The sequence below is a fragment of the Pseudomonas neuropathica genome (assembly GCF_015461835.1).
Classification (GTDB): Bacteria; Pseudomonadota; Gammaproteobacteria; order Pseudomonadales; family Pseudomonadaceae; genus Aquipseudomonas; species Aquipseudomonas neuropathica.
Window position 1 is genome coordinate 143994 of sequence record NZ_JACOPX010000005.1, and the last position, 21155, is coordinate 165148.

Annotated in this window: 20 protein-coding genes; 11 read left to right on the forward strand and 9 right to left on the reverse strand. The window is 48.5% G+C overall.

Features of this window, described 5'->3' with window-relative positions; genetic code table 11:
• Window positions 1–16 precede the first annotated feature (16 nt).
• The 9 genes from H8F23_RS08415 to gmd form a co-directional block, all read right to left on the reverse strand.
• Window positions 17–820 carry an SDR family NAD(P)-dependent oxidoreductase gene (locus H8F23_RS08415; RefSeq protein ID WP_194934014.1) on the reverse strand — a complete coding sequence of 268 codons (804 nt, stop codon included), beginning with the start codon at window positions 818–820 and terminating at the stop codon, window positions 17–19.
• 216 nt (window positions 821–1036) lie between these two features.
• Complete coding sequence (locus tag H8F23_RS08420) at window positions 1037–1372, reverse strand: ComEA family DNA-binding protein (protein WP_194934015.1); 336 nt, start codon at window positions 1370–1372, stop codon at window positions 1037–1039.
• A gap of 110 nt (window positions 1373–1482) precedes the next feature.
• The gene (locus tag H8F23_RS08425; protein ID WP_194934171.1) at window positions 1483–3477 is read right to left on the reverse strand and encodes a polysaccharide biosynthesis protein; all 1995 of its coding nucleotides are present in this window, start codon (window positions 3475–3477) and stop codon (window positions 1483–1485) included.
• Window positions 3478–3591: 114 nt separating this feature from the next.
• Window positions 3592–4611: an MraY family glycosyltransferase gene (locus H8F23_RS08430; protein WP_194934016.1), complete on the reverse strand. Its 1020-nt coding sequence runs from the start codon at window positions 4609–4611 to the stop codon at window positions 3592–3594.
• Window positions 4608–5579 (reverse strand): UDP-glucose 4-epimerase family protein, encoded by a 972-nt coding sequence (locus H8F23_RS08435; RefSeq protein WP_194934017.1) that lies wholly within the window; start codon window positions 5577–5579, stop codon window positions 4608–4610. Before H8F23_RS08435 ends, H8F23_RS08430 begins: the two co-directional genes overlap by 4 nt.
• 459 nt (window positions 5580–6038) lie before the next feature.
• Window positions 6039–7148, reverse strand: coding sequence for a glycosyltransferase family 4 protein (locus H8F23_RS08440; RefSeq protein WP_228759154.1), 1110 nt, complete (start codon window positions 7146–7148; stop codon window positions 6039–6041).
• A complete protein-coding gene (locus tag H8F23_RS08445; RefSeq protein ID WP_194934018.1) occupies window positions 7145–8290 on the reverse strand; it encodes a glycosyltransferase family 4 protein in 1146 nt (381 codons plus the stop codon). The genes H8F23_RS08440 and H8F23_RS08445 overlap by 4 nt, the downstream gene beginning before the upstream one ends.
• Window positions 8287–9186, reverse strand: a complete 900-nt coding sequence (locus tag H8F23_RS08450; RefSeq protein ID WP_194934019.1) for a GDP-mannose 4,6-dehydratase — start codon at window positions 9184–9186, stop codon at window positions 8287–8289. Before H8F23_RS08450 ends, H8F23_RS08445 begins: the two co-directional genes overlap by 4 nt.
• Window positions 9186–10217, reverse strand: coding sequence for a GDP-mannose 4,6-dehydratase (gene gmd / locus H8F23_RS08455; RefSeq protein WP_194934020.1), 1032 nt, complete (start codon window positions 10215–10217; stop codon window positions 9186–9188). The genes H8F23_RS08450 and gmd overlap by 1 nt, the downstream gene beginning before the upstream one ends.
• A 572-nt stretch (window positions 10218–10789) precedes the next feature.
• Here gmd and H8F23_RS08460 point away from each other — a divergent pair.
• From H8F23_RS08460 to H8F23_RS08510, 11 genes are all read left to right on the forward strand, one after another.
• On the forward strand, window positions 10790–11590 hold the full coding sequence (locus H8F23_RS08460; RefSeq protein ID WP_194934021.1) for an ABC transporter permease: 801 nt from the start codon (window positions 10790–10792) through the stop codon (window positions 11588–11590).
• 14 nt (window positions 11591–11604) lie between these two features.
• Window positions 11605–12348, forward strand: a complete 744-nt coding sequence (locus H8F23_RS08465; RefSeq protein WP_194934022.1) for an ABC transporter ATP-binding protein — start codon at window positions 11605–11607, stop codon at window positions 12346–12348.
• An 80-nt stretch (window positions 12349–12428) separates the two neighbouring features.
• Window positions 12429–13193: a glycosyltransferase family 2 protein gene (locus H8F23_RS08470; protein WP_194934023.1), complete on the forward strand. Its 765-nt coding sequence runs from the start codon at window positions 12429–12431 to the stop codon at window positions 13191–13193.
• Complete coding sequence (locus H8F23_RS08475; protein WP_194934024.1) at window positions 13184–13813, forward strand: PI-PLC domain-containing protein; 630 nt, start codon at window positions 13184–13186, stop codon at window positions 13811–13813. The genes H8F23_RS08470 and H8F23_RS08475 overlap by 10 nt, the downstream gene beginning before the upstream one ends.
• On the forward strand, window positions 13810–14433 hold the full coding sequence (locus tag H8F23_RS08480; RefSeq protein ID WP_194934025.1) for an HAD family hydrolase: 624 nt from the start codon (window positions 13810–13812) through the stop codon (window positions 14431–14433). The genes H8F23_RS08475 and H8F23_RS08480 overlap by 4 nt, the downstream gene beginning before the upstream one ends.
• 1 nt (window position 14434) lies before the next feature.
• Window positions 14435–15163 carry a glycosyltransferase family 2 protein gene (locus H8F23_RS08485; RefSeq protein WP_194934026.1) on the forward strand — a complete coding sequence of 243 codons (729 nt, stop codon included), beginning with the start codon at window positions 14435–14437 and terminating at the stop codon, window positions 15161–15163.
• Window position 15164: 1 nt separating this feature from the next.
• Window positions 15165–15494 (forward strand): cupin domain-containing protein, encoded by a 330-nt coding sequence (locus H8F23_RS08490; RefSeq protein WP_194934027.1) that lies wholly within the window; start codon window positions 15165–15167, stop codon window positions 15492–15494.
• 5 nt (window positions 15495–15499) lie between these two features.
• Entirely contained in the window at window positions 15500–16540 is a 1041-nt protein-coding gene (locus tag H8F23_RS08495; protein ID WP_194934028.1) for an FkbM family methyltransferase, read from the forward strand.
• A 16-nt stretch (window positions 16541–16556) separates the two neighbouring features.
• Window positions 16557–18554 (forward strand): hypothetical protein, encoded by a 1998-nt coding sequence (locus H8F23_RS08500; RefSeq protein ID WP_194934029.1) that lies wholly within the window; start codon window positions 16557–16559, stop codon window positions 18552–18554.
• Between the two features lie 39 nt (window positions 18555–18593).
• On the forward strand, window positions 18594–19778 hold the full coding sequence (locus tag H8F23_RS08505) for a glycosyltransferase (protein ID WP_194934030.1): 1185 nt from the start codon (window positions 18594–18596) through the stop codon (window positions 19776–19778).
• A gap of 192 nt (window positions 19779–19970) precedes the next feature.
• Window positions 19971–21026, forward strand: a complete 1056-nt coding sequence (locus H8F23_RS08510) for an acyltransferase family protein (protein ID WP_194934031.1) — start codon at window positions 19971–19973, stop codon at window positions 21024–21026.
• Window positions 21027–21155: the final 129 nt, after the last annotated feature.

Genomic DNA, 21155 nt, shown 5'->3' on the forward strand with positions numbered 1-21155 from the left:
GTGACCTCTGATCAATTCAATTGCCGGACTTGTAGCGTTGGGCTGCGGAACTGCGGGAAAGGTTCGGTGCCATGACATGGCGAGCCGCAACAAAGGCGTGCCATTCGCTTGCGTCAGGCAGCGAAGGAATGGTGATCAACTCGCCCTGATCCAGACCGGCCAGCGCCGCATCGACCATCTCGCCTGCGTCCATGACCATTTCTGCCGGAATGCCACTGGCATCGATACCGGAACGCTCCCAGATTTCGGTGCGGGTCACCCCCGGCAGCACGGCCTGGATCTGCACGCCGGTGCCTTCGAGTTCAGTGTTCAGCGACTGGGTCAGGCTCAGTACATAAGCTTTGCTGGCGCTGTAGGTAGCGTTGAAACGTTCCGGAAACAATGCCACCACCGAGGCGATATTGATGATCGTGCCACGCCCGGCCTTGGCGAAACTGGCGGCGGCCGCCGATGCCAGTCGGGTGACGGCGGTGATGTTCAGCTGAATCAACCGCTCCAACTGGTCCATATCGGCGTTGGCCAGCAATCCGTCCGCCGCCACACCGGCGTTATTGACCAGCAAGCTGATGCTGGAATCGCTGCGCAGGCGTTGTTCGAGTTTGAGCACATCGTCCTTCAGCGTCAGATCGGCCTTGAGTACTTCGACCTGAATGCCATGGGCTTCACGCAACTGACTCGCAGCGCCTTCCAGACGACCCTTGTCACGGGCCACCAGCAGCAGATCAAAACCACGCGCCGCCAGGCGCTGAGCGTAAATCGCACCGATACCCGACGATGCGCCGGTCACCAGAGCAGTACCTTGGGATTGTGCAGAATTCATGAGAATGCTCCTGGAACGCTTGATGAAGGAATTTGCCGATGAGGCGTATTGGCTCAACGCATCGGAAAATTATTATAGACATAATCTAAAGGCAATATGATAGTCGTAATTTTAGATCATCCGGCAGCTGCCCTTTCCACTGCTATCCGCAGCCAAGCACTGCGTCAAATGAAAAAGGCCGGTCAATGACCGGCCTCTTGGCGTTGAACACTCAGCTTAGTTGACTTCCAGCTTGTCGCGATTGCGATCCAGGATCGCCTTGCCAATCCCCTTCACTTCCAGCAACTCATCCACCGATGAAAACGGCCCGTTTGTTTCACGATACGTAACAATCGCTTTCGCCTTGGCCTCACCGACTCCCGCCAGTTCCTTTTGCAGCGTCGCCGCGTCGGCATCGTTGAGATCGACTTTTGCACTTTGGGAAGCTGCCGCTGCATCCATCACCAACGGCGCTTTCGGTGACTCCGCTGGCGCAACAGGTGCGGCAATAGCGGCGATCGAGGCGCTGGTGAGAAAAGCAAAGATCAGAGAATAGAAGTAACGGGTACGCATTTGTGACGCTCCATCATCGTTTGAGAAAGCAGCTTTTCCGAAGCTGCTCTCCAAACTTAGGTCATGGTGGAGCGATGTCAAAAATGCGTGCGTTACAGAATGTGAAACAATCAGGGTTCGAGACGACGCTGCTGGTAGATCCAGTCGACGATTTCGCCGTCGGGGGTGTAGCCGCTGACGGTTTCTCGCAATAACTGGCGAACGCGAGCGTAATCATCCTCATCAACCGCCGCCAACAAATTGGCCAACCTAACCTTTAACACTTCCCAAGGCAGATGATCCTCATTGGCCGTCATGATCATCGGATGCGGTGTTGCAGCAACGTTGTCGCCGATCAACAGCTCTTCATAGAGCTTTTCACCTGGACGCAATCCCGTGAACTCGATGGAGATGTCGCCCTGCGGATTGCGATCGGAACGAATACTCAAACCGGACAAGTGGATCATCTTCTCTGCCAGTTCGACGATTTTCACCGGCTCGCCCATGTCCAGCACAAACACATCGCCACCCTGCCCCATCGAACCGGCCTGAATAACCAGTTGCGCGGCTTCGGGGATGGTCATGAAATAACGGGTAATCTTCGGATGAGTGACGGTCAGCGGCCCGCCGGACTTGATCTGGCTGTGGAACAGCGGAATCACCGACCCGGAGGAACCCAACACATTACCGAAGCGAACCATCGTGAAACGGGTTTTGTTAACCCGGGAAACTTTTGCATTGTCTCCGAACAATACCGGCGCGACTTCACGACTGAGCGCCTGAAGCGTCAACTCCGCCAAGCGCTTGGTACTGCCCATGACATTAGTGGGCCGCACCGCCTTATCGGTCGAGATCAGCACAAAATTCGCTACGCCGGATTGCAGGGCAGCCTGAGCAGTATTGAGCGTTCCGATCGCATTGTTCAGTACACCTTCGGCGATGTTGTGTTCGACCATGGGCACATGCTTGTAGGCGGCCGCATGATAAACCGTGTCAACCTTCCAGGTTTTCATCACATCGAGCAATTTGTCCTGGTGGCGTATAGACCCGAGTATGGGAAGCAATCGAACCGGAGCCGACTCTCGAGAGCTGCGTTGCTCCAGCTCTGAAAGAATGTTGTAGAGATTGAATTCACTGTGTTCGAACAACAGAAGCGCGGTTGGCTCCAACGCAAAAATCTGCCGACATAACTCCGAACCGATCGAACCGCCGGCACCTGTGACCATGACAGTCTTGCCTTTGATACAACGCTCCAGAAGATCAGGCTGAGCTGGAACGGCATCGCGCCCCAGCAGGTCTGCAATATCGACTTCCTGAATATCTTCGACTTTGACTCGGCCACTCGCAAGATCGGAAAAATTCGGCACACTGCGAACATGCAGTGGAAAGCCTTCCAGCAAGTTGAGAATTTCCCGGCGACGAGCACGAGTCGAGGATGGCAACGCGAGAAGGATTTCCTGCGCGCCTGTGACGTCGATCATCTGCTGTATATGCTTGGGTTTGTAGACCTGCAGGCCAGAGATCGAGCGATCGGAAATACCCGGATCATCATCGATAAAGGCAACAGGGCGCATAACGCGCCCCATGCGCAGTGCGGCAACGAGTTGATTGCCTGCTACACCTGCGCCGTATATCGCAACTTTGGTCAGACCATCGTCACGGTTGGCAAAAGGAACATGCTGCGCGGCTGTAAACCAGTCTCCCATGAAGTATTGCCGCATACATAACCGCAATCCCCCAATGATGACCAGGCTCAACCACCAGTAATTGAAAATGATCGAGCGAGGCACAACCGCTTCGTGATTGCTGTACCAATAAACGACAACCGCCAGAATCAGCGAAGACAAACTGACAGCCTTGATAATCGCAATCAACGCGTCATTGCCAAAATAGCGCATGACGGCACGGTACATGCCGAAGCGAATGAACAATGGAATGGCCACAACAGGGGCGCAGACAAATAGCCAGAAGTGGACTTTGAAGGGGTTGTACATATCATCGATACCCAAGCGCACGATGAACGCTAACCACAAAGCCATCCAGACCAGAAAAATATCTGTGCCAACCTGTATCAGTCGTTTGCGCCGCCGTGGAAGCCCAACGAGACGCTCTCTGACTTTATCCATTAACTCTTCAAGCACCTCAGTTTCCCTCTTTCAAATGCTGATCACCGTAATGAATCACCACAAGCCGCCATCATGACTCTAAACCTGGATACCAGAACTGTGTTCTTTTCCATACTAAGCGGTCTTTTCGAGTTCTCCCGCATGAAACCTGATCGCGAGAAAAACCAGCGGGATATAGGCTAAAAGTACACCCCATACGCCGCCCAGCCCAAACCGTGTAACACCTACCGCAATAGGCAACAGCCAGCATAGATTGATCAAGCCTGTTGCCAAGGTTACGGGCAAATGCCGACCAAATTGCCTGGAAGCAAACTGATAGGCGTGGCTTCTGTGAGCCTCATACAGTTTGTCTCCTCTGAGCAGGCGCCGGAACAACGTGAAAGTGGCATCCACGATAAACACACCGAGCAGGATGAGCCAGCCCCAAAACAACGAAGGATCATGCCACGCAGCCTGCAGAGAAAGACCGCCCAGAACAACGCCAAGAAATCCGCTGCCCGCATCACCCATGAAAATTTTTGCCGGTGGAAAATTCCAGTATAGAAAGCCCATCACCGCCGCAGCCAACATCAACGGAGCCCAGATCAACGCTGTTGCATCGACAAGCCAATACAACACACACGCCCCAAGACAAACACAAACCGCCTCGACACCTGCGATGCCATCAATGCCATCCATGAAGTTGTAAAGATTGAGCAACCATACGAGATAAAACAGTGCCAGAAAATGACCAAAGATACCCAGATCGACCTGCGCTCCGAGTACCTCCACCACGGGCATGCCGCCCATCCAGAACAACAGCCATCCCGCAGCCAGAAAATGCCCTAGCAGACGCCAGCGCGCCGCGATATGGCCGTGGTCATCCATGAAGCCAATCACTGCAACCAGACTTCCAGCGCCGGCAACAGCGAGAAAAGCGCTACCCGAAGTAATTCCGACGCCCCATAACACTACTTGCGCAAAAACAAATGCGATCACTATCGCTACGCCACCGCCACGAGGAGTAGGCACAGAGTGCGAACTGCGCGCATTCGGAATATCCATCAAACTGCGCGCCAACGCGTAACGGCGTAACGCCCAAGTGAGGGAGAAGGATAGGCAGAGAACGACGGAAAGGAACCATCCATAAGTCATGATTTGCGGGTTTCCAGAAAATGCTGTGCGGTCAGGCCTAGGCCTTTATCGACACTGATGGGCGGGGTCCAACCCAGTAACTGTCGATTTTTACTGATATCGACCTGCAGAGAGCCGAAAAGCCGCTGAGATATAGACCGCCGTCCTACCAGTGCCAACAGCCGCTCCATCATCCATACCGGAACAGGCAATAGATAATTGGTCTTCCCCAACGCTTGGCCCAGCTTGCGCAACAGCTCACTTGTAGAAACATCTTCGCCATCGCTCGCCATAAAAGTTTGATTGGCAGCACCCGGATGGTCGGCACAGGTCACGATGAGATCCACAAGATTGCCTACTGACACCAGACTGCGGCTATTACGCACCGAGCCAAATGGCAACGGAACACCACGATCCAGCCATTGCATCATAGTGAGAAAATTAGCTTTCACCCCCGGACCGTAGACCAGAACCGGGCGAATAATCACCACTTCCATATCCGTAACCTGCGCCAGTCGCTTCAAGCCCTGCTCGGCTTCAAATTTGGAAATGCCATAAGCGTCAAGCGGGGCAGGCACATCATCAGCGTAAAAAGGAGCGCCTGGAGAAGTGCGCTCGCCGTTAACTTTCACCGAACTGACGAAGATAAACCGTTTAACTCCCGATGCCGCAGCCTGACGAGCGAGGTTCAAAGTCGCGTCGACATTGATTTCCCGGAAGGCAGCCAAGGGATCGACCGCGACTTCGTCCATGACGTGAACGCGCGCTGCCGCATGAACGACAACATCAACTTCTGTCAGGACGCGACTCCAATCGTTAGCCCCACTGAGACCTTCGAAGGGTATAACGTCCACGCCTGGAGCATGCTCATGAGTTCTGGAACGCATCGGCGCGACGACAGAACAATCCGATCCCAGCATTAGCCGATCTATAAGTGCTCTCCCCAGAAAACCATTACCGCCGGTAATCAGGAATGTCTTGGATCTCATGAAAGCACCTTGAGCTAAGAAATCAATGCTTGCCTGTCGACAACAGCCTCGTTGAAGCGGCAAATGGATGCGTGACTGCAGCAACCATGGAGATCGCTTCGTCGAGGGATATGCGAGTGGCAGTCTATTGAATTACGCGATTCTTGGCCACTTCAAAGCAGCAGGAAAAGACAACTTGCGCCACGTCATAAAAACACACCCTGAAACCCGCCTTCATTGAGGCAAGCCTCACTGCTGCATTTTGCGCGGCTTACAGACTGTTAACAAAACAAGTTCTTTGGCAAACTCACGCACACACTCTGCAACAAGCAATATTAAATGAAACAAACTTTGCTTGAGAAAAACTTGCACGCAAGTAGCCAGACAATAAAACGAAAAAAAATCGACTCTAATTATCCGCAAACATCCGCCAGACAAGGCATTGTCCTGACAGCCCATTAACATGGGTTGCGAAAAGCTTTATAGCAACGAGCGATAAATATCAGCGTAAGATTGCGCCATCAAACTTGAGGAAAACACCTCCTCAAACCGGCGTTCGGCGGCCAAGCCCATCCTGGCAGCTGTCGCAGGTTCGCTCCACAGCCTTGTCATAGCCTGTGCCAATGCAATGGAATCCCTGGGAGGGACGACCAATCCGGTTTCTTCGGCAATATTAATGTAGGTGGTGCCCGAGCCAATTTCACAAGAGATCATCGGTTTTCCGTACATAGCCCCTTCGAGCAGGGAAATTCCGAAAGACTCCGATCTCAAATGCGATGGAAAGACAAAAGCGTAGCAAAGCGTCAGCAGCGCAGCCTTGTCTTCGTCAGGCAGTAACCCCAGAAAATGCACGTTGGACACACCCGCTTCCGCGGCTTGAGCCTTGAGTTCTGCCTCAAGATGCCCGCCTCCAAGAATGGCCACCGGTAACCCGGTCGTCCTGGCTGCCTCAAGCAAGTAATCCAGGCCCTTGTAATAACGCAGGGCACCTACAAAAAGAAAAAATCGCTCACCCAACCGATCTCGCCAAAATGCCAGTTTTTCTGCAGAAGGGACGGGATAAGTCGAGCGATCAAGACCGTAAGGCACAACACGTACCTTATCTTCAAATCGTGTCAAAACCGGACTGCTGGCCAGATAATTTGGCGACGACGCGACAATACAGTCGACACTGGACAGGAAGCGATTCATTAGTGGCTGATAAAGTTTGAGCAGCGTTTTTTGCTTGACGATATCGGAGTGATAGCTGACCACACTCGGCTTGCCTACTCGACTCGCAAAATGAACGAGGTCCATGTAAGGCCACGGAAAATGGTAATGAACAATATCCGCTTCTCGAGCCAGCTCGATGAAATCCCTTAGCGCCGAAAACGAGAATCCGGTAGATGCAATGTGAAGATCCAGTTTTGAGCGATGGGTCAGATGATGCGCAATCGGTTCATTGCGTGCAGCCCCTCGCTCACTGAGATAGAGCACCTGGGACTCGTACCCGTGTTGTAAACCACCTTCGGCAATCTGAAAGATGACTTGTTCGATGCCCCCCATTGTCTCCGGGTAATAAGTCTTGAAGAAGTGCAGAACCTTGATCATCGCCCGTCGACCACCTTCTGATAAACCTCGAACGTTTCTTTTGCGCACCGCTCCCAGGAAAACTTCGCTGCGTGCAGTAATCCCTGTTCAATGGCACTGGCGCGCCACACCTCATCTTCAAGGCCTTGGCGCAAAAGTTCAGTCAACGCCAGCGTGTCCGTTGCTTCGCACATAAGTGCCGCATTACCGGCAACCTCTGGCAGGGAAGAACTGTTGGAGCAAACGACGGGAACGCCCGAACTCATAGCCTCCAACACCGGTAAACCGAAGCCCTCGTACAACGAAGGGAACGTAAATAGCCGCGCACCGGCGAACAACAGAGGCAAGTCTTCACTGGGAACAAAACCGAGATAATAGGCCCAGCCCTCGCGACGTGCGCTTTCAAGCCGGTTATGAATATCCTCGTTTTGCCATCCATAGTAACCAGTCAACACAAGCGGCCAGCGCTTGCGCAGTTCCAGTGGCAAACGTGAATAAGCGTCGAGCAAAGTTTCGATATTCTTGCGGGGCTCAATGGTACCCACAAACAAGCTATAGCCGCCCACCTCAAGCCCATGTCGCGACAGAGTCAACCGGAGGTCATCCGCGGAGCGAGGATGAAACTCGGCAGAACTGGCCAACGGCACGGTGTGAATCCGCTCAATAGGCCAGGAGAAATAGTCACACAACTCTTTACGCGTGTATTCAGAGTCCGTTATCAGAGCGTCAGCCCTGACTAGCGTCGTCTTGAGCTCCTTCTGCAAATAGCGCACAAGTTGCGGCGAATGGCAGTGGGACCACGTAAAAGGAGAAAGGTCGTGAAAGGTCGCGACACTGCGCCCGGCAAACGGAGGCAGATAATAATTGGGGCTATGGTAAAGAAAATCACCATGACCTTTGAGGGCTTGCTTCCTGAGCAGTGGCATCAGCAAGCGATAGGCTTCAACCGCCAGGAAGTTTTTCTGAACGGCTCGCTTGAGGCCATAGCCGTTACCCGACGTATCGGAAGCAGCAGGCAACGAAGGTAGAAATCGCCGACCTGCGAAAAACTGCAGGTCAGTGATTTCGCGATTCTGCTGCAGTCGCAGCGCCAACTCATAGGTGTAGCGACCAATGCCGGTCAGTGGAAAACGGACCGGCTCAACAGAAAGAATTAACTTCATTTATCAGCCGTCAGCATCCAGCTAAGGGTTTCGCTCAAGGGCGCCGTTGCCCATCCGGGAACCAGATCCCGCAGCTTTGAGTTGTCGCCGCACAAGGTTTTCACCTCGTTGGCGCGAACAAATGCTGGATTCACATCGACTTCGATGTCATGCCCAGTCAGCGACGTGCACAACTCGATAACCTCTCGAAGTGAGTGCGTTTGTCCCGAACTGACATTCACGATCTGTCCCAAGGGTTTCGCGTCGATCAAACCACGATAGGCTTTGACCAAAGCCCGAACATCGCTGAAGTCGCGCCAAACGTCGAGGTTACCCAATTCAATCCTTGGCGCCTTGCGCAGGAAATGGGAGACGATTTTCGGCAACAGGAAGTTCTCGGCCTGCCCAACACCTGTGTAATTGAACGGCCGCGCGATAACTATGGGAAGACGATCCATCCAGAGCTTGGCCATGTACTCCATGGCCAGCTTGCTAACGGCGTAATCGTTGGCAGGAGCCGGCACTGTAGCTTCCGACAACATGCCCCCTGATGCATTGCCATAGACATTGGCGCTGCTGGCAATCAGTACACAATCCGGAACCTTTCCGCAGGCGGCAACAGCGTCCAGCAGATTACGCGTGCCTATCAAATTGACTTGATAGAACGCATCTGCCGCACCATGTCCGACAAACGCCAACGCAGCCAGGTGCACAACGACATCCGGCTGAATCTTTGCCAGCAACGTGCGTAGACCAATACCGTCAGCCAGATCGACTTGATGATAATTATGATCATCGGAGGGTTGACTACCCATCCCGACAACTTCGTAGCCATGAGCTCGCAACTCAGCCGCCATGTAGCGACCGGTAAATCCATGAATACCCGTAATCAGCGCACGTTTGCCAGCATTGATCATCAGAAAGAGAACCCTTGCTTGTTACGGCGCAGGTCAGCCTCGACCATCATGCGGCAAAGCTCTTCAAGCGAGGTTTTCGGTTCCCAACCCAATACTTCCTTGGCCTTGGCCGGGTTGCCGATCAGCAACTCAACTTCGGTAGGACGGTAGAACTTCGGATTGATGGTAACCAGTACCTTGCCGGTAGCAGCATCAGTGCCCTGTTCGGCTTCAGCAGTACCCGACCAGGAAATAGTGATACCAGCGGCCTTGAACGCCATGGATACGAAATCACGGACGGTCTCGGTACGATTGGTCGCCAATACGAAGGTATCCGGTACGTCGGCCTGCAACATGCGCCACATCCCTTCTACGTACTCCTTGGCAAAACCCCAGTCACGTTTGGCATCGAGGTTGCCCAGCTCCATTTTATCGAGCAGACCGAGCTTGATCTTGGCCACGGAGTCAGTGATTTTGCGGGTTACGAACTCACGACCACGCAGAGGCGATTCGTGGTTGAACAAAATGCCGCTGGTCGCAAAAATACCGTACGACTCACGGTAGTTGATGGTCATCCAGTGAGCGTAAAGCTTGGCGACACCGTAAGGGCTGCGCGGATAGAAAGGCGTGCTCTCGACCTGCGGAATAGCCTGTACCTGACCAAACATTTCAGAGGTCGATGCCTGGTAGAAACGCACCTTTGGATTGACGATACGGATCGCTTCCAGAAGGTTCACGGCACCAAGGCCAGTGATTTCAGCCGTAGTGATTGGCTGCTCGAACGACACGCCCACAAAGCTCTGCGCGCCGAGGTTATACACCTCGGTGGCTTCAGTGGTTTGCAGCAAACGGATGCTGGCAGAGAGATCTGTCAGATCATATTCGACCAAATGCAGGTTAGGGTTCTGCTGGATACCCAGCTCTTCGATACGCCAGAAATTGACAGAACTGGTACGACGGTAGGTACCGTAAACGGTGTACCCCTTCTCGAGCAGCAGTTCCGCCAGGTAGGCGCCGTCTTGACCAGTGATGCCAGTAACGATTGCTTTCATGCGAATCCTTTAAACTCCATTTGAACACGAATGCGAATAGACGGGCGCTATCAAAAAAAGCGCCGTGATAGCATTTTATCACATACCAACATTATACAGTCCCGGCCATTTTACATCGAGACCAGCGTAAGAATCACTTAAGACTTCAACCGCAACCTATGCCGGTACCGTACTCATACGGGATTTAACGAATATCGGTATCAAGAATGCGCCAGAGAGGCATACAGATGCCCCGTTTGAACTCGCCCTCAAGAGACGTCTTTCAGTGAGAATCAGCAAGCAAGCCTTACCTGCAGCCAATAAATACCGAGCTTAAGCAGAGAAAACCAGGGGAGAAGATTGATTTTCCCTTCGGGCGAGGCACAACTTTCCGCTCTAGGTCGAACCAAGCACCCCGAGAACAACCAATTGCCCCCGCCAGGGAAGCAACCCTGCACTGAGCCTAGGCCCGCAGCCGCACTTCTCTAGTTGACACGTCGTGCGGAGGAGCGAAAATGGGCGGATAGAAAAGTGGAGGCGGCAGAGCCGCGAAATCACATTTCTGGCTTTTTCACAATAAACCGGATTTTCTAATGCTAAATAGGTCAATAACCGCCGCTTTTTCGGACATATTCGCCGCCTCGCGCCGTTATTCTTTGGTTGGAATGTTAGGGTGGCAAGATGTTCGCCAGCGGTATAGGAGATCTGCGCTAGGGCCATTTTGGCTCACTATTAGCATGGGAGTTATGATAGGAACAATTGGAATTGTTTTTGGCCAAATCTTCAACGCTCCAATCAAAGAGTTCCTTCCATTCCTTGCAGCGGGAATGATTCTGTGGAGTTTTATCTCCACGGCGATCAATGAAGGGTGCACAACATTCATTGCCGCGGAAGGGATAATCAAACAACTACCAATTCCACTGTTTGTACATATATTGCGCATGATCTGGCGCAACATATTAATCCTTGCGCACAACATTGTAATCTTCCCGATTGTTCTAATAAGCGTTGGAAAGCCTATTGGTCTAGTCGCCTTCTTGAGCATTCCCGGCTTTGTACTTGTGGCGATTAATCTTGCTTGGGTCGCCCTGCTACTGAGCGTATTATGTGCAAGGTACAGGGATCTACCACAGATAATTGGCAGCCTGTTGCAGATTGCCTTTTATCTGACGCCAATCATGTGGATGCCAAATCTGATACCTCAGCGAGCCGGCTTGTACTTACTCGACCTTAACCCTATATACCATCTGGTTGAAGTAATCCGCACGCCTCTGCTTGGCGGAACACCCACAATGACAAACTGGCTGGTCTCAGGGGCTTTAGCACTAACCGGATGGTTCCTTACCCTCGCGATCTATGGTCGGTACAAACGCCGAATTGCATACTGGCTCTGAGAAAACAAACAACCATGGCTTTTATTGAGTTTAACAATGCTTGCGTCGATTTCCCTATCTACAATGCAAATGGGCGGTCATTAAAAAAACGGTTGATTCAAGTTGCCACTGGAGGGCAACTGGGGGCTGACAACCAAGGACGAGTTATCGTTCGAGCGCTTGAAAACCTAAACTTCAAGCTCAATGATGGCGATCGCGTCGGATTACTTGGTCATAACGGCGCTGGGAAAAGTACCTTATTAAGACTTCTTAGCGGTGTTTACACGCCCTCCTCCGGAACCGCGACAATATCCGGAGACATTGGCTCACTAATCGACATCTCTTTAGGGATCGACCCTGAAGCCACAGGCAGGGAAAATATATTCCTCCGTGGCGGCTTACTCGGGATGACACGAAGTGAAATAAGTCAAAAAATAGATGAAATCATCGACTTCTCTGAGCTTGGCGACTTTGTCGATATGCCCCTTCGAACTTACTCGACCGGCATGCACCTACGCTTGGCATTTGCGGTATCAACGGTTGTTCGACCTGAAATACTCCTAATGGATGAATGGCTTTCAGTCGGAGACGAAAGCTTCAAGCATAAAGCAGAAATTCGAATGACGGAGTTAGTACAATCGACAAACATTCTTGTCATTGCAACACACTCACGAGAATTGATAATGCATACCTGCAATCGAGTCATATGGCTTGAACACGGAAAAATTCGCATGGACTCTGATCCGCAAACTGTCGCGGCCGCATATTTTGGTGGTTGAGCATCAATTTCCATAACTAATGAAAATTGATGCAGCGACAAAATACGAGATTTTCACCCTCATGATGGCGGGCAATTAAAATGTTGAACATAGTTATTCCAATGGCTGGAAAGGGAAGCCGATTTGCTAACGCTGGTTTTACGGACCCCAAACCGTTAATCCAGATTCACGGCATGCCTATGATCCAACTTGTGATTGCCAATCTGCGCCCGAACCGCGAGCACCGCTTTATATTCATTTGCCAGCGCGAGCACTATTCACTTTATAAGCTTGACGAAATGCTTCCAACATGGGCACCAAACCATGAAGTCATATTGCTCGACGGTATTACAGAAGGTGCCGCTTGCACAGTTTTGACTGCAAAACATCTAATCAACAGCGACGACGCACTGATGATTGCCAATAGTGATCAATTCATTGATACATCCATTGATGACTATCTGAATGACATAGAGACACGTTCGTTGGATGGCTTGATCATGACAATGAAAGCGAATGATCCAAAGTGGTCTTTCGCCGCAACTGACGCTAACCAGCATGTGACCAACGTAGTAGAAAAAGAACCAATATCCGACGACGCGACCGTCGGAATCTATAATTTTTCGCGTGGTCGTGATTTTGTTAGTGCCGCAGAGAACATGATCGCAGCCGACGAACGCGTAAACGGTGAATTCTATGTCGCACCTGCATACAATAGAATGATCAAAGAAGAAAAGGTTGTCGGAATTTATAGCGTTGGCTCAGAGGCAAATGGCATGTACGGACTGGGAACCCCAGCAGACCTGGCACTGTTCATCAATCATTCCATATCAAGACCAGCGGTCGAGAACGCCAAATGGAAATAATCAGCCACAGAGGTTACTGGTTACAAGCAGAAGAAAAGAATACTCCGCTGGCATTTGAGCGGTCTTTTTCTCTCGGATTTGGTACGGAAACTGATGTTCGGGATCTCTCTGGAAAGCTCGTCATCTCACATGATCCCCCAACCGGAAATGAAATTACGTTGGATGAACTGCTCGAGATCGCCGGTAAAAACAAACCAACTCTTGCCTTGAATGTGAAGGCCGACGGGCTCGCCGTTGCCATTGGCTCAACAATGAAACGGCATGCTTATGCCAATTGGTTTGTTTTCGACATGTCGATCCCTGATACCAGAGCACAGATCGCAGCAGGAAATCCTACGTTCGTAAGGGTGAGCGAGGAGGAGCCGATAATTGCATTTAAGAAAAATACCTGCGGTATTTGGTTTGATGCATTCGAAAGCGATGAATGGCGAATAGAAAAGCTGACGAAGCTTGTAAAGCAAAATATCAGAGTTTGCATTGTTTCTCCCGAACTGCATCGTCGCGACCACATTCATTTTTGGCAAAATCTGAAAAACGCCGGCCTACATAGCAATAACAATATTTTGCTATGCACTGATCTCCCAGAACACGCAGTAAATTTTTTTGAGACCACGTTATGATTAAAGCTATAGTTTTTGACATGGATGGTGTCTTAATCGACGCTAAAGAATGGCACTATGAAGCGCTCAACAAGGCTCTAGCTTTATTTGGCTTTGAAATCTCCAGATATGATCACCTAACGTCTTTCGACGGACTTCCAACAAGCACTAAACTCAATATGCTCAGCAAAATGAGCAATTTGCCCATTGAGCTACATTCATTTATCAATGAACTGAAGCAGTCTTATACGATGGACATGGTGCATGAAAAATGCCGTCCGCGTTTTATTCACGAATACGCACTTTCATCACTACGGGCGAATGGTTACAAACTTGGAGTAGCATCCAACTCTATTCGAGCAACCGTCCAGACAATGATGCAAAAAGCTGATCTCGACGATTATCTGGATATTATGCTCTCTAATGAAGATGTAGAAAAACCAAAGCCTTCTCCCGACATTTATATTAAAGCCATGCAGCAACTTGGCTTCACCCCTGCCGAGTGTCTTATCGTAGAAGACAACGAGAATGGTATATTAGCGGCCCGAGCATCCGGCGCACATGTATTAGTCGTCAGCGATGTTGACGAAGTAAATTATGAAAACATCATGAATGCGATTCGACGCGCAGAAGGTAACTAAAATGACTAATGTATTAGTTCTTGCCGCGAATGAGCCACATGACGATAAGGATAGCGGTTACCCTCTCTGCCTTACCGAAGTTGATGGCAAGCCGCTTATCCAACATTTAAGCGAGCAATGCAACGCAATTAAAGACTCAAAGCTAATTCTCGCCGTGAGAGAAGATGACTGCAAACGCTGGCATCTCGACAACATTGTAAGGTTGCTCTCTCCTAAGGCTCAAGTATTACAAATACGGCGAAAGACCGGCGGCGCCGCCTGTACTGCACTGCTCGCAGTTGCAGAAATTGATAATGAAGAACCACTGCTCATTCTCAATGGCAATGAGTTGATTGACTTGGACTTTAGCGCCATTATTTCCAGCTTTTATGCATCACAGTTTGACGCTGGAGTAATCGTATTTCCATCTGTTCACCCTCGCTACTCATACGTTCGGATAAATTCGGAACAGCTCGTCGTTGAGTGCGCTGAAAAAAACCCTATCAGTAACAATGCTACAGTTGGATTCTATTGGTTCCGTCACGGAAAGGATTTTGTTAGTTGCGCAAAACAGGCAATTCTAAAGAATGCTCATGTGGATGGACAGTATTACATTTGCCCAACCTTAAATGAACTGATTCTTCGTCAAGGACGCATTGGTGTTCATAGAATTGATGCACAGAAATTCCATCCATTAAAATCTGCGCGTCAAATTGAGAAACTAGATCATTTCAAAGAGAGCGGAGCATAGAATGAAGTCAGATCGCCTGGAAAGCATGGTCAAGGGCTGGTTTGTAGGCGCATTCAGCCCGTCCGTATTAAATACTGATGCCTGTGAAGTCGCTGTAAAGCGCTATACACAAGGCGACTCCGAAGGTGCACATTATCACAAAATCGCTACTGAAATTACCGTAGTTGTTGAGGGGACGGTAAGAATGTGCGGCCGCGAATGGACCGCTGGAGACATCATTACTATTGCGCCAGGAGAGGCTACAGACTTTCTTTCCATCACAGACTCTATAACGGTGGTTGTCAAACATCCGGGAGCACTGGATGATAAATTTGTTATCAGTGAAGAGTGATATCAATGACTAAAACTTGTATTCTCGACATTGGAGCAAACAACGGTGATTTTTTGTTTCCTGTTGCAGCTCGGTCTTCAGGTATACCAATAATTGGTATCGAACCAATACCCGAGCTGTATCAGGCTCTGGAAGAAAAAAAAGACAGCATGAGCCTGACTAACATTCAGCTGTTTAAAGCAGCTATTGATGTTACCCCTTGCCGGACCACGTTCAATGTTGCCCGTCATGCCGACTGGGGAGTATCTAGCCTTCTTCCTTTTAACTCAAGTTCAATTACCAACGATGAATATTGGAAAGAGCGATCTGACTTATACTTCGACGAAGTAATCGATGTAGATGTTATTCGTTTGGACTCTCTTCTGGAACGAGAGGGATACGACCATATAAGTTTTATAAAAATTGATGCCCAGGGTGTGGATCTAAGAGTACTGGAGTCACTGGGCAAGTATCTTTCATCAGTCGACGCTGGAATGCTGGAAACACCTACCACATCTGCGACATCACTCTATAACGGGGAACCAGCACTATTTGAGGTTCTTTCTTTCTTAGATAACCATGGATTTGAACCATTCGCCATCAAATCAAACGACCCGGCCTGCGCTGAAGTTAATGTTTTCTTTAATCGAAAAGGCGTAAACTGGCGTGAAGTGGAAGATAATCTGAAACTGCGGGGTGTTCCGTTATACGATGGCAAGCACTACTGGCACGTAGCGTCTGACTCTCCAACTCTTCCCCCTGGTGATCCGGTATCTCTGTCCGTACAGCAGGAACTTGCGCGCGCTCGTCATTATGTGGCTGAAAATTCCGCAGCATGGGCACGTGTGCTGTACTGGAAATCAGAAGCAAAAAAAATCAAAGCCCAACTCGATTCTGAACTGCAGGGTGCTGCTGGTTCGCACTTTGTTGAATTTTCATCTAATGATGAAAACAGTAGACTGAGAGACGAAAATAACTTTCTCAAATCACAAATTGAAGCCATCTACCTTTCCACAAGCTGGAAATTTAGCGCTCCCCTGCGCGCACTAAAAAAGCTTATACGATAAAGGCGATTAACTGAGAATGCTCGACTCAAAATTAATGAGTGAAATTTGCGGCGTCAAAACCGTATTCTGGGCTGGAGTATACCCTCCTGCTAACAATTTCGTATCGTCGCCTCGGATATTTGATCCTAGCAGCGATTTCCGCGAGCTACCGTCTTTACATGGAAATTTTAGTGCCGTTTATCTGACTGAAAACGATCTGGGTAAATTTAAACAATGGCCATTGATCATTGACGAGGCGCTGAGACTTCTACAACATAATGCAAAGTGCTTGCTCTTTGTCAGATTTTCGCAATCTAATCTGCTTACTTTATTTTCTTTCGGTGCATTTTTAAGAAGACACAAAGAGTGCACCTTTGAATTACTTAATCAAGATACCGATGAAGACGGGACCATCGTCTACAGTATGTATTGCACTAGAAATAGTGTACCACCTACCCTATCAACATTTGAGTTCGCGCTTATTACAGATGGTCGGCGTCCAGAGAAAGTAATACGCTTTATCGATAGCGTTCAGCAAGTGCGTGGCATAGATAATATCGCGTGGAGCGTTGCTATTTGTGGGCCAGCCTCTTTAAGGGAGTCACTAGAACAATACAACGAAAAGGTTCGGTATATTGATGCTCCCGATGAGCATTCTGCGAAAGGATGGATCACTAAAAAGAAAAATATTATCGTCGAGACTTCAAACGCCGAAAACTTATTGATAGCACACGACCGCTATGAAATACCGAGGGGTTTCCTGGATCAAATGTTTGAGTTTGGGGCGGACTTTTCAGTTATTGTTCCAGCCCAAATAGATCTGGAAGGTAATCGTTTCCCGGACTGGGTTACCCTTGGCAGCACTTGGAACTGGAGTCCGAGCAGTATGCTGCAATATGGCGATTACAATCCTAACGTCTATGTGAATGGAGGTGTGATCATTAGCAAGAGGGCGACGCTTCTAGAAACTCCCTGGAACGAACTTTTGTTCTGGAACCAAGGTGAAGATGTTGAGCTTTCTCGCTGTATGAGCGAAAAAGGAATAACTCCGCGCCTTGCAAGAACCGTTGAACTCATTGTTACAGACTCACGACCTGGCTATATCTACGAGTTCGCTCGACTCCCAGACTTGAATTACAATTACTCCTTGCCTTATGGATGCACTGACCTGTCTTACGCGTCGGCCAGCGCTATCAAACTTGATAATAAGGTCAGCCTATTCGGCAAGAGTTCGCAACAATTATCCGCCGACGGAATTGTTCTAGATCAGTCCGTATGGACCATCACCAATGAAGGGTTAGTATCACTTCAGCGGAATAAAAATCTCTCGATCTGTGTTGAACCAAATAGCAAAGACCTTAGTCTTGAAATCTTCTTTCATAGTAACACTAACAAATCAGATATTGAAATCAAGACAAATGGTATTAATCAAGTCTTGAACTGGGACACGAAAGAGGAAGAGACCTCATGTACCATCCTCATTGACACAACTATTTTGGCACCGAACCCTTCACAAGTAGTAATCGATATCAGATCTGATACCTCTTTGGTATTGACAGCCATCCTAGTAAAGAAACAACCAATAACTACTCAATATCCAATTCTATTTGAAAAAAATGCAAACATATCGAATTCTATCTTAGGTAGCGGTTGGGCAGCTCGTGAGGCATGGGGTGTTTGGTCACTTGGAGATCAATCAATCTTGAATCTTCCTGTACCTGAAGTTGACGTCAATCATGATTTGAACCTTGAGGTTACAGCCAGAGGTTTCGCGCCCGAAAATACAAAAAATCAGCTGGTCTGGGTCACTTGCAACGGCACCCCTATAACACTCTTGACATTGTCGAAGAAAAAATCCGCTAAGAAGTACTCTTTTCGACTACCAAGGACAATTTTCAAAGGCGCTAGAACTCTACAATTTGCGTTCACTCCGCTTTCCCCGTCCTCTCCTAGCGATGACGGAAAGTCCAAAGACGTCAGAAAATTGGCTGTAGCGCTGATTAAAATTGATGCAAGACCAGTGAAAGCAGACTAGATACTCAATTTATCCGTGCCTTTTATATAGAAAAAACACATGAAACAAAAAAAGATATTAATGATAGTGGAGCGTAACTTTTATAGTACGCATATCGGAGTTCGACGTGTCATCCGATATCATTGGCATCAGTTAGCCGCACAAGGGCATAACCTCACATTAGCGACCCCCCACCAGGGTCGCTTATGTGCATGTTCGAAAGATGACGCTAAAGCAATGATGAGCGACATTGAGCACTCATCTCTTCTAATGCACTCGGCTCCGGACTGGGCTAAAGGTAATCCAGTCCCAAATGAAGCTCCAATACAATCAACGACAAAGACAGGTAAGATATACAATTGCCATTGGGACGATCCTAAAGAAATCCGTCTGGAAGATTTCGACGAATCAATACTGACCACTCCTTGGATGTGTTCTCCTTCAGGCTCGGTGCCTGAGGGCCAATATACAATGGGCTTCGTCTATGACATGGTGCCAAATCTTCTAGCGATTGGCGCCCTTCGTATGCCTCGCTTCTTGAATGCCTACCATTTTGCTCATGAACACAGCATAGGTTATGACTTTTATATCAAGAACGTTCAAAAAATCATCTGCATCAGCGAAAGCACCAAAAATGACTTTATTAGCTTCTATGGTAAAAGTTTAGAACCGAGATTGGAAATCTGCATTCCGTTCAAAGACTTCGGAAATACGAATTCTATCGAAAGTGAAAATCGCGACTATATTCTATTAGTGAACGTGCTTGACCATAGGAAAAACTTTATTGCAGTCTCCGAATCGTTAAAAAAGGCTGCAGCACAAACAGATCTGAAGATTATCGTCGTCGGACGTGAACGCATGCCTTTTAAGGAGGTTACTCGTTTTCTACAGGAAATCTCATCAATTAGCTCGAATGTTGAATGGTATCGCTCGCCCTCAGATCAACTTCTCGCATCGCTTATGAAAAAAGCCAAAGTTCTTTTCTTTCCTTCTATTTACGAGGGTCTGGGCCTTCCGATTTTAGAAGCGCAGGCTCAGGGTATTCCGGTAATTTCATCGAATAACTCATCCTGTGGTGAAATCAATCAGAATCCGACGCTCACAGCGGATCCATATGATCACGATGGATTTGCATCAAAAATTGTTGGTGTCATTAACAATACCCAATCTATACTCCATGGTGGCATCTTAACAAACAAACAAAATAGCTTTCTTGAAAATAGAAACAAACTATTGCTCGATTAATCGAGTGCGCTTCTAGTGTCACGCTCTTCTCAGGATCAGAATCGGCATAAAATAACAATAGCAGATTCTGAAACGCTCTCTCATGCACTACGCTATTAGATCAAGGCCTCCAAGCTACCAGCTGCAATATAAAAAAGCGCCGTTGATGATATGGAGTACAGAACATTAATTTAGACACGAAGGAAGACTGACTTGAACAGGATTAAGTCACTGGACGGGGCGAGAGGTATTGCGGCGCTTCTGGTCGTGCTAGATCACTATGTGACCGCACTGATAGAGGCCCCTATGGATAGCGTCGCGTATTACATCGCAAGTTTTATAGGCAGCTATGCCGTAGGACTTTTTTTCATAACAAGCGGCTTCGTTGTAGCCGCCAGCGCAACCGTCAGTTCCGGTAGTGATTTTTTTGTAAAACGCATTTTTAGACTCTACCCTATCGCCATAGCTGCCGTAGCACTGAGAATACTGTCAGAGTACATAATAGATAGCCCGAGAAACCTAGACTTTGAAAATTTTTTACTTAGCGTGAGCTTATTTGGATCAGACGTCCTACCAAATGAGTTTCTCGTGGAGCCCATTTTTTGGACACTCGCAATCGAGGTAAAATTTTATCTACTAATTGGTTTCGCTTATTTCTTTGCGCGTGCTTTTAAAGCAGACTTATACTCTATCGCACTGATTACTTTGATTTTTTTGGCTGTAGGCCGCTTTCATATTATCCCCCACCACCCAATGCATCAATGGGCAACAAACTTTGGCGTACTAGCCTCAACGCTCCCAATGCTTATCTTAGGCTGGATTTTCTGGCTATTTCACTCTAATCAAATCTCACTGCAAAAACTGATAGCAGGACTGGTTGGCATACTATTGGTATTTAGCATAGCGCCGTTTCCAATATATGTATCACTCGATAAAGGCGCCCCTAGTTGGCTGTTAGCATTTGCAACATTTTGCTATTTGATTTACTTCCAAAATCACTGTGCTTTTCTTTATAATAAAATTTTCCAGCTTTTAGGTAAGTTATCTTACTCCCTTTACGCCTGCCATATGGCAGCGGCAGTTCTAATAAAGCACTTTTCACCAGAAAACAACTTAATCACTTTTATAGTATTTATTTCTGTAAGTTTAATCGTCTCATATGGCGTCCATGTATTAATAGAAACGCCAATGGTGCGTTTCTCAAAAAACCTTATGAAGCCAAAAAAAATAAAACTAACGTCTACAGAGGAGAATCAAAAGCTTCAATAAGAATCTAGTTTTTTATAGGATAAGCACAGACGCAAGCGAATCTTAAGATAGTCAAAAGTTTTAATAAATCGCCGAAGCAATATGCGTAGCGCAGCAAATATGGAACCATTTATAAAAGTCACACTTATC

Excerpts from the sequence above, each read along its gene's own strand:
- H8F23_RS08500 (WP_194934029.1), top strand. The coding sequence starts at position 16,557 with ATGCTCGACTCAAAATTAATGAGTGAAATTTGCGGCGTCAAAACCGTA.
- H8F23_RS08490 (WP_194934027.1), top strand. The coding sequence starts at position 15,165 with ATGAAGTCAGATCGCCTGGAAAGCATGGTCAAGGGCTGGTTTGTAGGC.
- H8F23_RS08485 (WP_194934026.1), top strand. The coding sequence starts at position 14,435 with ATGACTAATGTATTAGTTCTTGCCGCGAATGAGCCACATGACGATAAG.
- H8F23_RS08465 (WP_194934022.1), top strand. The coding sequence starts at position 11,605 with ATGGCTTTTATTGAGTTTAACAATGCTTGCGTCGATTTCCCTATCTAC.
- H8F23_RS08450 (WP_194934019.1), bottom strand. The coding sequence starts at position 9,186 with ATGATCAATGCTGGCAAACGTGCGCTGATTACGGGTATTCATGGATTT.
- H8F23_RS08495 (WP_194934028.1), top strand. The coding sequence starts at position 15,500 with ATGACTAAAACTTGTATTCTCGACATTGGAGCAAACAACGGTGATTTT.
- H8F23_RS08440 (WP_228759154.1), bottom strand. The coding sequence starts at position 7,148 with ATGATCAAGGTTCTGCACTTCTTCAAGACTTATTACCCGGAGACAATG.
- H8F23_RS08445 (WP_194934018.1), bottom strand. The coding sequence starts at position 8,290 with ATGAAGTTAATTCTTTCTGTTGAGCCGGTCCGTTTTCCACTGACCGGC.
- H8F23_RS08460 (WP_194934021.1), top strand. The coding sequence starts at position 10,790 with ATGCTAAATAGGTCAATAACCGCCGCTTTTTCGGACATATTCGCCGCC.
- H8F23_RS08425 (WP_194934171.1), bottom strand. The coding sequence starts at position 3,477 with ATGGATAAAGTCAGAGAGCGTCTCGTTGGGCTTCCACGGCGGCGCAAA.
- H8F23_RS08415 (WP_194934014.1), bottom strand. The coding sequence starts at position 820 with ATGAATTCTGCACAATCCCAAGGTACTGCTCTGGTGACCGGCGCATCG.
- H8F23_RS08470 (WP_194934023.1), top strand. The coding sequence starts at position 12,429 with ATGTTGAACATAGTTATTCCAATGGCTGGAAAGGGAAGCCGATTTGCT.
- H8F23_RS08420 (WP_194934015.1), bottom strand. The coding sequence starts at position 1,372 with ATGCGTACCCGTTACTTCTATTCTCTGATCTTTGCTTTTCTCACCAGC.
- gmd (WP_194934020.1), bottom strand. The coding sequence starts at position 10,217 with ATGAAAGCAATCGTTACTGGCATCACTGGTCAAGACGGCGCCTACCTG.
- H8F23_RS08505 (WP_194934030.1), top strand. The coding sequence starts at position 18,594 with ATGAAACAAAAAAAGATATTAATGATAGTGGAGCGTAACTTTTATAGT.
- H8F23_RS08475 (WP_194934024.1), top strand. The coding sequence starts at position 13,184 with ATGGAAATAATCAGCCACAGAGGTTACTGGTTACAAGCAGAAGAAAAG.
- H8F23_RS08480 (WP_194934025.1), top strand. The coding sequence starts at position 13,810 with ATGATTAAAGCTATAGTTTTTGACATGGATGGTGTCTTAATCGACGCT.
- H8F23_RS08435 (WP_194934017.1), bottom strand. The coding sequence starts at position 5,579 with ATGAGATCCAAGACATTCCTGATTACCGGCGGTAATGGTTTTCTGGGG.
- H8F23_RS08430 (WP_194934016.1), bottom strand. The coding sequence starts at position 4,611 with ATGACTTATGGATGGTTCCTTTCCGTCGTTCTCTGCCTATCCTTCTCC.